At 68.6% G+C, this 10915-nt stretch carries 6 protein-coding genes and 1 pseudogene; 5 read left to right on the top strand and 2 right to left on the bottom strand.

Annotation, left to right across the window (positions count from 1 at the left end):
* Window positions 1–17 precede the first annotated feature (17 nt).
* From D892_RS0138375 to D892_RS0138365, 3 genes are read left to right on the top strand one after another with little or no spacing between them, the layout of a single operon-like run.
* The gene (locus D892_RS0138375; protein ID WP_024806334.1) at window positions 18–3134 is read left to right on the top strand and encodes a type I polyketide synthase; all 3117 of its coding nucleotides are present in this window, start codon (window positions 18–20) and stop codon (window positions 3132–3134) included.
* Between the two features lie 28 nt (window positions 3135–3162).
* Window positions 3163–4140, top strand: coding sequence for an AfsA-related hotdog domain-containing protein (locus D892_RS0138370; protein ID WP_024806333.1), 978 nt, complete (start codon window positions 3163–3165; stop codon window positions 4138–4140).
* Between the two features lie 53 nt (window positions 4141–4193).
* Window positions 4194–5510, top strand: a complete 1317-nt coding sequence (locus D892_RS0138365; RefSeq protein WP_024806332.1) for an FAD-dependent oxidoreductase — start codon at window positions 4194–4196, stop codon at window positions 5508–5510.
* Between the two features lie 38 nt (window positions 5511–5548).
* On the opposite strand, the gene D892_RS0138360 is transcribed toward D892_RS0138365, so the two are convergent.
* Complete coding sequence (locus D892_RS0138360) at window positions 5549–6331, bottom strand: acyl-[acyl-carrier-protein] thioesterase (RefSeq protein WP_024806331.1); 783 nt, start codon at window positions 6329–6331, stop codon at window positions 5549–5551.
* A complete protein-coding gene (locus tag D892_RS0138355; RefSeq protein WP_024806330.1) occupies window positions 6328–7365 on the bottom strand; it encodes a beta-ketoacyl-ACP synthase III in 1038 nt (345 codons plus the stop codon). Before D892_RS0138355 ends, D892_RS0138360 begins: the two co-directional genes overlap by 4 nt.
* Before the next feature lie 198 nt (window positions 7366–7563).
* On the opposite strand from D892_RS0138355, the pseudogene D892_RS49045 reads away from it, so the two are divergent.
* Window positions 7564–8223: pseudogene (locus D892_RS49045) on the top strand (flavin-containing monooxygenase); the annotation flags it as partial.
* An 864-nt stretch (window positions 8224–9087) separates the two neighbouring features.
* Window positions 9088–10893: a long-chain fatty acid--CoA ligase gene (locus D892_RS49040; RefSeq protein ID WP_024806329.1), complete on the top strand. Its 1806-nt coding sequence runs from the start codon at window positions 9088–9090 to the stop codon at window positions 10891–10893.
* Window positions 10894–10915: the final 22 nt, after the last annotated feature.

The raw sequence follows: 10915 nt of genomic DNA, 5'->3' as shown, positions 1-10915 counted from the left end.
CGCACGAGGTGGGAAATATGGCCAGTGACGAGGAACTCCGCAAATACCTGAAGAAGGCGGCGCGCGAACTCTACGAGACCAGGCAGCGATTGCAGGACGTGCAGTCGCGGCTGTCCGAGCCGATCGCGATCGTGGGCATGGCCTGCCGGTACCCGGGCGAGGTGAACTCGCCGGGGGACCTGTGGGACATGGTGTCCTCCGGCCGCGACGTCGTCTCCGAATTCCCGGCCGAGCGCGGCTGGCCGAGCGCGGCCGACCTGACCGCCGACCCCACCATGCCGACCGTCGGATACGGCGGGTTCCTCACCGGCGCCGCCGAATTCGATGCGGGCTTCTTCGGCATCTCGGCGCGCGAGGCGCTGATGATGGATCCGCAGCAGCGCCTCGTGCTGGAGGTCGGCTGGGAGGCGGTCGAGCGGGCGCGGATCGACCCGACCTCGTTGCGCGGCACCGACACCGGCGTCTTCATCGGCTGCGGTCACTACGGTTACGCGGGCTGGTCGGAGCTGGCCGATCAGGAGACGGTCGGCGCGGAAACCTATGCGTTCCTTGGCAATACGCCCAGCATTCTGACCGGCCGTATCTCCTATCTGCTCGGCCTGGAGGGCCCGGCCGTCGCCGTGGACACCGCCTGCTCCTCGTCGCTGGTGGCGATCCACCAGGCCGTCCGGGCGCTGCGGTCGGGGGAGTGTTCGCTGGCGCTGGCCGGCGGCGTGACCATCATGCCGACTCCGGGCCTGTACGTGATCTTCTCGCGGCAGGGCGCGCTGTCCCCCGACGGCCGCTGCAAGGCGTTCGCGACGGCCGCCGACGGCACCGCATGGTCGGAGGGCGTGGGAATCCTTGCGCTGGAACGCCTGTCGGACGCTCAGCGCAACGGCCGGCGCATCCTGGGCGTGCTGCGCGGCTCGGCGCTGAACCAGGACGGCGCGTCGAACGGCCTGACCGCACCGAACGGCCTTGCGCAGCAACGGGTAATCCGCCAGGCCCTGGACGACGCCGGACTGCCCGCGTCGGCGGTCGACGTGGTGGACGGCCACGGCACCGGCACCATGCTGGGCGATCCGATCGAGGCGCGGGCCCTGCTCGCGACCTACGGGCAGCGCCAGGGCGCGCAGCCGCTGGTGCTCGGATCCATCAAATCGAATATGGGGCATACCCAATTGGCCTCGGGCGTCGCGGGCATCATCAAGATGGTCCTGTCGATGCGGCACGGCGTCGTGCCACAGACGCTGCACGTGGACGAGCCGTCGACGCACGTCGACTGGTCCCGGGGCGAGATCCGGCTGGCCACCGAGTCGATGCCGTGGCCGAATCCGGGCCGGGTGCGCCGGGCAGCCGTGTCGTCGTTCGGGTTCAGCGGAACCAACGCTCATGTCATCGTCGAATGCGATCCCGATGTGGTGGAGCTGCCGGCCGATCCGGCCCTCGCGCAGGCCCGCCTGCCCGCGATGACGCCGTGCGTGCTGTCCGGCAAGACCGCCCGCGCGCTGCGCGGCCAGGCGCAGCGGCTGCTCACCCGCATCTCGGCCGATCCGGCGCCCGACCTCGCCGACATGGGTCTGTCGCTGGCCACGACCCGCGGCGCGTTCGACCACCGGGCCGTGCTGCTCGCGGATTCGCCGAACGCGTTGCGGGACGCGCTGACCGCGGTCGCCGAGGGCACGACGTCCGCGTCGGCCGTCGCCGCCACCGTGGCGGGGGAGAAGACGACCGTGGCCCTGATGTTCCCGGGGCAGGGCAGCCAGCTGCCGGCCATGGGACGGCAGCTCTACGACGCCTTCCCGCGGTTCTCCGCGGCATTCGACGAGATCTGCGCCGCGTTCGCGCCGCATCTCGACCGGCCGCTGCGCGAGATCGTCTTCGACGACGCCCCGGACGCGCTGGACGACACCGAATTCGCCCAGCCCGCGCTGTTCGCGGTCGAGGTGGCGCTGTACCGGCTGCTCGAATCCTGGGGTGTCACCGGCGATTTCCTGGTCGGCCACTCGATCGGCGAGCTGTCCGCCGCGCATATCGCCGGCGTGTTCGGCCTCGACGACGCCGCTGCCGTGGTCGCGGCCAGGGGACGCCTGATGCAGCGGCTGCGGCCGGGTGCGATGGCCTCGGTGCGCGCGTCGTTCGACGAGATCTCGGAGTCGCTGGGCGACTACGACGGCCGGGTCTCGATCGCGGCGAACAACGGACCGAACTCGACCGTCGTCTCCGGTGACGAGGACGCCGTCATCGAACTCGCCAAGAGCTGGCGCAAGCGCGGCCGCCGCATCAAGCGACTGCGGGTGCAGCGCGCGTTCCACTCGCCGCACCTGGACCCCATGCTCGACGAGTTCCGTAAGGTCGTGGGCGAGGCGACGCTGCACGCGCCGTCGATTCCGTTGCTGTCCAACGTCACCGGCGTGCTCGCCGACCCGGAGGAGATCCGCACCCCGGACTACTGGGCGCGCCAGGCCCGGCAGGCGGTGCTGTTCCACGACTGCGTCCGATCCCTGCTCGCCGCGGGCGTCGACACGGTCCTCGAGCTCGGCCCCGGCGACGTGCTGTCCGGCATGAGCTACGAATGCCTCACCGACAGCCGGTGTGTCGCGATCCCGACGCTGCCGCCGGGCAAGGACGAATCCCTCGGCCTGATGCGCGCGCTGGCCGAGGCGTGGGTCCGCGGCGCCGGCGTGCACTGGGCGGCGGTCTTCGACGGCACCGGGGCGCGCACGGTGGACCTGCCCACCTACGCCTTCCAGCACCGCACCTATTGGCGCGGCATCCAGATGACCGTGTCGACCTCCACCGTCGGCACCGAGATCTGCGATACGGAAACCGATTCCGAGATCGACCCCGATGCCGCGGCGCGGTTCCGCGCGGACCGCGACGCGCTGCCGCAGAGCGAGAGAACGGATTTCGTGCTGGCGATGCTGCGCGGCCAGCTCCAGGAGATGATGGTCGATTCGGGCGAGGTCGACGTGGACGTTCCGCTCATGGAGACCGGTCTCACCTCGCTGTCGGTGTTCGAACTGCGGAACAGACTGAACAACAGCACCGGCATGGTCCTCGAACTGGCGAGCTTCCTGGCCAATCCGACCACGCGCGCCCTGGCCGAACTGATCGACACGGAAATGGACCGGGACCGCGTCACGGTCTGATGGAGCCGAACACCCCTCGGAGGATGAGATGACCGAAGACCTGCTCACCGCACCCGCCGCCCAGCACGGCGACCTGAGCTTCGCGCAGACCGTCCCGTGCTGGCAGGCCCATCGGCGCAGCCTGGGTGAGGTTTTCGTGGCCGACACCGCACAGGTCGGCACGGAGGAATTCCTTGCCGCCATGCAGATTCCGCGCGCCCACTCGCTGTGGTTCGACCGCCTCGCCGACTATCACGACCCGTTCGCCGCGGTCGAGGCCGTTCGCCAGGCCATGACGGTCATCGGCCACCGCCATCTGCAGGCGCCGCGCGGCACGTCGCTCAGCCTGCAGCGGCTGGAGATCGAGGTGGAGGATCAGAGCGCCTTCCGGGAGCAGGGCATCGAACCGCTGGAGGGCGTGGTGCGGCTGCGCATGGACCGCTCGGCGGGCCGAGAGTACTTCGTGGAACACACGTTCGCCGCGACCGTGACGGTCGGCAACGCCCTGGCGATGATCGTGCGCGGCGGCGGCATCGCCTTCCCGCCGGAGGCGTACGAGCAGTTCCGCCGGCACCAGCAGGCCGATCGGGAAGCCGACGCGGCTCCGGTCGCCGAGCCGGTCGACCCGCAGCGGGTCGGACGGCGCGACCCGCGCAACGTCGTCGTGGGTTCCCCTCGCGCCGAGGCGGATTCGCGACAGGTGCTGCCGCTGGTGGTGAACCGGCGGCACCCGTCGTTCTTCGATCACGAATACGACCACGTCCCCGGGCCGCTGATGCTCGAGGGCTTCCGGCAGGCTTCGCTCATCGTGGCCTGCGAGGCGGGCGCGCTGGAGTCGCCGGTGGCCATGGCGACCGCGGTCACCGGAAAGTTCAGCGGTTTCGCCGAATTGGACGCGGCCGTCGAACTGTCCTGCCGCGTCGACCACGACCCGGATTTCGGCGACGCGCACGTCGACATCGAGATGTTCCAGTTCGGCACTCGGATCGCCGAGAGCCGCGTCGAAGTCTCGCCCTACTCGCCGTAGTACCAGCCGCAGTACCAGGGCCGAAAAACCCTGAACCGAAAGGAATTTCACACATGAGCACGCAGAACAGCAGTGCCGGTAAGCAGGTCGCCGTGGTCGGCGCCGGGATCGCCGGCCTGGCCGCCGCCTTCCATCTCCAGAAGGCCGGCTGCCGGGTGGATCTCATCGAGCGCGACCAGCTCCTGGGCGGCCGGATGGGGCTCGATCGGCTCGGCGACCGCCGGGTGATGATGGGCGGCAAGAACATGGGCAAGAAGTATTCCGCGATCCGGGAATTCCTCGCCGATCTCGGGAACCCGCGGCTGGAACCGTTCGGCATCAACACCTCCCGGGTGATCGACGGCAAGCTGCTGACCTACGACAGCGATCAGACCGTGCTCGGCCGGTTGCAGCGGCTGCGCCAGATGGCGGCCGTCTCGGATCTGGGCAAGACGGCCTCGCTGGCGCTGCGGGTGCGCTCCAAGGAGGAGAACAGGTTTCTCGGCTCCGAGACGTTCACCAAGCTGGGCGCCCGCAACGACCACAAGCCGCTGAGCGAGCATTTCGGCCCGGCCATCCAGCGCAACATGTTCCGCGCCGTGACCGTCCGGATGAACGGCGCCGAACCGGACGAGGTGTATCTCGGCACGTTCGGCACCAATCTCGGCATGCTGATGGACACCTACGATCAGCTGACCGACGGCATCGCCCCGGTCATCGACGCACTGGGAGAACGGGTTTCGGTTCTGGCGAACTCGAGCGTGGAGGGCCTGATCGTGCGGGACGGCCGCGTGAGCGGGCTCGAGGTATCGGAAAACGGTGGCCCCGTGCGTGAACGCGACTACGACGGCGTGGTGCTCGCGGCGCCCGCGCACGCGGCGGCCGACATCGTGAAGGGCACCATGGCCGAGCTGAGCAACCTGCTGATGAACGTCCGCTACTTCCCCGCGGCCGTCGCGCTGGTCGAATACGATCGCCCGTTCTTCACCTCGGATGTGCGGGCCATCCTGCTCGACGACGGACCGTGCAGCAACGTCGGCGCCTACGGGGTCGACGACCTGCACATCGCCCGGTACACCTTCAGCGGCAGGGCGGCTCGCTCCGGGCTGTCGGAGGGCCGGCTCGACGAATGGATCGACGACGCCGAGGCCCGGGTCAAGGGGCTGCTGGGCATCGGGCAGATCGAGCGCGTCCGCTCGGTGAGCAAGGTGTGGGACGCGGCGTACTGCGCGTATCTGCCGTACCACGGCGAATTCCTGAAGAATGTGCGGGCGGAGGTGCGCGACGCACCCGGACTGGAACTCGCGGGAGACTACATGCGCGGCGCCCCGATCGAGGCGGCGTTCCGCTCGGGTGCCGAGGCAGCCCGCCGACTCGTCGGCACACGGTAGCCTCGGCGCACGATGGGCTTCCCGGCACCCGAGAGCGGTCAGCCGATCGGCTCGATCAGGGCCAGCGCCCGCGCCGTACCGTCGACCTCGACCTGAATCCGTCGTGCGGAGCCGGCATCCGTGCTCCGCACCTCCACCTTGTCCCCCGCGGTGACGGCACCGACGTGTTCCACCACACCGCGGTAGGGGCCCGCAGCGGCCCAGGACGGCAGATGCTCCTCGACCACCTCCCAGTACACCGCGTTGTTGACGTGGCGCAGCCAATCGAAATCGGTGACCCGCAACGGAAACGGATGCGTCTCGTCCGCCGCGGCGCCGGGGAACTCGCGCAGCATCGCCTTCCACCGCAGCCGATGGTCGGTGGTGTGGGCCAGCATCGGCGCCTTGAAGCGGTCGGTCATCCGGGCAGGCCGCCCCGCCACGGGGTCGATGTGGATCCCGAAGGACGTGGTGTCGATGACGCCGCCGTTCTCGCCGTCGAGCCGCACCCGCACGTCGACCCAGTGCTCCGACAGCCCACCGGCCCAGCGCCGCAACCGCACCTGCTCACCGAATTCGATGGGGCCCAGCACATCCATGACGGTGCGCCGGATCAGCCAGGCCTGATGCAGACGGCCCTCGGGAGCCGTCTTCAGATTGTCGTAGGCGGCGTCCTGGAGATACCGCGCCACCGCGTCCAACCGCAGGCGGCCGTCGGAGTCGGTGTCGCCCAACCGAACCGGCCAGCTCGTCTCGAACACCTCGGCGCCGTCGGGAAACGGCGCGAGCCGGAACCCGACGGTCGACAGGTGCTCCTCGGGAGCGGCGGTATTGCCACTCACTGCGGTACGCCCGGCAGCTTGACCACCTGCGCGGTGTACGTGAGTCCCGCGCCGAACCCGATGAGCAGGGCGACATCGCCGGGTTTCGCGGTGCCGTCGCGCAGCACGCCCTCCATCGCCAGCGGAACCGAGGCCGCCGAGGTGTTCCCCTGCTCGACGATGTCGTTGGCGACGGTGCAGTCGTCGGGTACGTTCAGCATCCGCGCCACCGCCTCGGTGATGCGGCCGTTGGCCTGGTGCAGGATCAGGGCGTCGAGGTCCTCGATCGGCACCTTGGCGCGGTCCAGGGCCTCCCGGCAGATCTTCTCCACCGACCCCACCGCCCACCGGAACAGGGCCGGGCCGTTCATCGTGAAGTACGGGCGCTTGGCCTCGCGGCCGACCTCCTGCACCTCCCGTGCCCAGTCGAAGAAGCCCTTGTCCTGTCCGAGCATCGTCCAGTTGGTGCCGTCCGAACCCCAGACGGTCGGGCCGATGCCGACATCCTCGGACGGCCCGACCACGACCGCGCCCGCGCCGTCACCGAACAGGAACGCCGTCGACCGGTCGTCCATGTCGACCAGATCGCCGAACTTCTCGGCGCCGATGACCAGAACCTTTCGCATCGTGCCGGCGCGCACCATATCGGACGCCAGGGTCAGCCCGGCGCAGAAACCGGCGCAGGCATTGATGAGATCGAACGCCGCCGCGTTCTCGATGCCCAGCTGGGTGGCGATCAACGGCGCCGCGGCCGGCGTGATGAACTGGTGCGTCATCGTGGCCAACACCAGGCAATCGATATCCTCCGGTCCCACACCGGCGGATTTCATCGCCTGCTGCGCGGCCGCCACGCTGATATCGAACAGCGTCTCCTCCTCCTCGCAATACCGGCGACTGCGAATTCCGGAGCGCTGCTGAATCCATTCGTCGCTGGAATTCAGCCGCACGGCGATCTCGTCGTTGGTCACCACCTTGCCGGGACGGTAGACGCCCAGCCCCAGAATTGCGGTGTGGGGGAGTGTGGGTGTCTGTGTCGGCGCGATGTCAACGGGCATGATGTCCCCTTAGTGTGCTCAGCGATGGTCCCTGGCCGGGCCCGACAGATGACGTGACGCTATTTCGGCTTCTTCGGTGTTGTCAACACATCCGATTGCGCTGTGCGCGTGTGCAATCGAGTGCATCGACGGGTGCGCCGCGAAACGATAAACTTCCGGCGAATCGGCACGGGTGATGCGACCTCGGACGGAGCAGAGATGAGAGTTGATCACGAGATTGTGGTCATCGGGGCCGGCCCGGGCGGTATCGGGGCCGGCGCGCTGCTGAAGCGAAGCGGGATAACGGATTTCGCGATCGTCGAGCGTGCCGGTGACGTCGGTGGTAGCTGGCGCGACAACACGTATCCCGGTATCGGAGTGGATATTCCGTCCGTGGCGTATCAGTACTCCTTCGCCAAGAAAGCGGACTGGTCCCATCTGTTCGCCCGCGGGGGCGAGGTGAAGGCCTATCACGAGAATGTCGCTCGCGCCCACGACCTCTACCCGCACTTCATTTTTCATGCCGATATCGTCCGGGAGGTCTGGGACGAGGCCGGCGGGCACTGGAAACTGCATACGGCCGACGGACGCACCCTGACCGCCCGGTTCGTGATCAGTGCCGTGGGCGCATTCCTGCGGCCCAAGATCGGGGTCGGCCTCGACGGTGTGGAGGAATTCGGCGGCAAGATTCTCCGGCCGTCGGAGTGGGACCATTCCTACGATTTGTCCGGAAAACGGGTGGCGGTCATCGGAACCGGCGCCAGCTCGGTGCAGATCACCCCGTCCATTGCCCCCGAGGTGGCGCATCTCGACGTCTATCAGCGCACGCCCGCATGGTGCCTGCGCAAGAAGGACATCGAGCTTTCCCCGCGGTTTCAGCGGGCGCTGCGAATACCCGGTTTCGCCGCGCTGCTGCACGGTATTATGCTGTCCGGCGTCGAGGTGGCAACCCGATTTCTCAGCAGCGCCCCGCTGGCGCTCGCGAAACCGATCGTCGCCGTGGTCGACGCGAGATCCATTCGCGCGTACCGCAATTACGTGCACAGCGTGGTCGACGATCCGGAGACCGCCGAGAAGCTGGTGCCGTCCTACGGCCCGATGGGTAAGCGGCCCACCGCGTCGAGAACCTATCTGCCGACCTTCAACCGCGACAACGTCGGCCTGATCACCGAGGGCATCGACCGCATCACGCCGGCCGGAATCCGGACCGTCGACGGTGTCGAGCGCCCGTACGACGTGGTGGTGCTGGCAACCGGCTACGAAATGTTCTCCGACCCCGAGAGTTACCGTCCCGGCGCCGTCGTCGGGCGGGACGGATTCGACCTCTCGCACCTGTTCGCCACCGAGGGATTGCAGGCGTACGAGAGCGTGGCGATTCCCGGCCTGCCGAACCGGTGGATGCTCGCCGGGCCGTACTCGTGGACCGGCACCGGATGGCACACGCTCGTGGAAGCCGCTGCGCACCATGTGATTCGGGTACTCCGCGAGGCTCGCGTCCGCGGTGCCGGGGTCGTCGAGGTGCGGCGCTCCGCACACGTCGCATACCACGCTCAGGTGCGGCGGCGCGGCCGCGTGATCAAGCACTACTACAACGTCCAGAATCGGGGCCTTCGCACGTATTACGTGAACTCCCAGGGCGATATGCCGTACATCCGGCCGTCGTCGTTCCTCGAAGCCCTCTGGCACAGCAGGCATTTCCCCATCGATGACTACAGCTTCGAGACGCAGGAGGCACAGGCCGTCATGACGCGCGAGTTCGGGGTTCCGACGGACTATTCCGTCCCCGCAGATATCTCCATGGCGGACAACGTGTTCGCCTACGGCGAGGAGGAGCCGGGCCGGGTCGTCTTCCAGGTGGCGACCGGCCGGGCGGTCTGGCGCGACGTGACCGCCGCCGAGTTCGCCGCCACCGTGTCGGCGGTCGGCAAGGGGCTCATCGCCTCCGGCGTGGAGGCCGGCGACCGGGTGGCGATCATGGCGTCGACCCGCTACGAGTGGACCGTGCTCGAGTACGCCGTCTGGGCGGTCGGCGGCTGTACGGTGGCGATCTACGACAGCTCGTCCGCCGAGCAGACGAAGTGGATCCTCGAGGATTCCGGCACCAGCCTGCTCGTGGTCGAGACGCCCGCGCATCGGGCCCTCGTCGCCGAAATCGAGGACGGCCTACCGGGTTTGGTGGAGACCCTGCAACTGGAGTCCGGGGCCGTCGACGAGTTGCGCGCCCGCGGTGCGGGTGTCTCCGACGATATGCTGCGCGATCGGCGGGCACTCGTCGATTCGGCCGCGCCGGCGACGCTGATCTACACCTCGGGCACCACGGGGAAGCCGAAGGGCGTGCCGCTGAGCCACGCGAATCTGAAGGCGGAGTCGGTGATCCTCTACTCCGTCTTCGAGGGAGTGTTCTTCGAGGGCAACCGGACGCTGGTGTTCCTGCCGATGGCGCACATCTTCGCCCAGCTGGTCACGTCGGTCGCCTTCGACGGCAAGGTCGTCGTCGCGCACACCGCGGACTGGAGCACCCTGGTCGAGCAGTTCGCCGCGTTCCGGCCCGACTTCCTCACGGCGGTCCCGCGCGTCTTCGAGAAGGTGTACGACAGCGCCCGGCAGCGCGCCCACGACGGCGGCAAGGGCCGCATCTTCGACGCCGCCGCCGCGACCGCCATCGCCTACAGTAAGGCGCTCGACAACGGCCGCCCCGGGATCGCCCTGAAGGCGCGGCATGCCCTCTTCGACCGGCTCGTCTACGCCCGGCTGCGATCGGCGATCGGCGGCCGTTGCGGCACAGCGGTTTCCGCGGGCGGACCGCTCGGCGAGCGGCTGGGGCACTTCTTCCGCGGCGCCGGCATCCCGGTCTACGAGGGCTGGGGTCTCACCGAGACGACGGCCGCCATCACGGTGAACAACGCCGCGCATCAGCGCATCGGCTCGGTCGGCCGCCCGATCCCCGGGCACACCGTGCGGGTGGCCGACGACGGTGAACTGCTGGTGCGCGGCCCGGTCGTGTTCGAGGGGTACCGCAACAACGCCACCGCCAACGAGGAGGGCTTCACCGACGGCTGGTTCCGCACCGGCGACCTCGGCACCATCGACGAGCAGGGTTACGTCACCATCACCGGCCGCAAGAAGGAAATCATCGTCACCGCGGGCGGCAAGAACGTCTCCCCGATGGTCCTGGAGGACTCCCTCCGGGCGAACCCGCTGATCAGTCAGTGCATGGTCGTCGGCGACGGCAAGCCGTTCATCGGCGCCCTCATCACCCTGGACGCCGAAACCCTGACCGGCTGGAAGGAACGCAACGGCCTGTCCGCCGACCTCTCGGCCGATCACCTGATCGACAACTCCGCGCTCTACGCCGAGATCGAGTCCGCCGTCACCGAGGCCAACACGAAAGTCTCACGCGCGGAGTCGATCCGGAAGTTCCGCATCCTCCCCACCGACTGGACCACCGAGGCCGGCGAACTCACTCCCAAGATGTCCCTCAAACGCAGCGTCATTCTCAAGCAGTACGCCGCCGAGGTCGACAAGATCTACAACTCGGAGGTGGGCTGAGGGCTGCGGCCGGAACGGCCGA

The sequence above is a fragment of the Nocardia sp. BMG51109 genome, assembly GCF_000526215.1.
Classification (GTDB): domain Bacteria; phylum Actinomycetota; class Actinomycetes; order Mycobacteriales; family Mycobacteriaceae; genus Nocardia.
The sequence above is the reverse complement of the archived record's forward strand: the minus strand, read 5'-3'. Positions and strand labels throughout refer to the sequence as shown.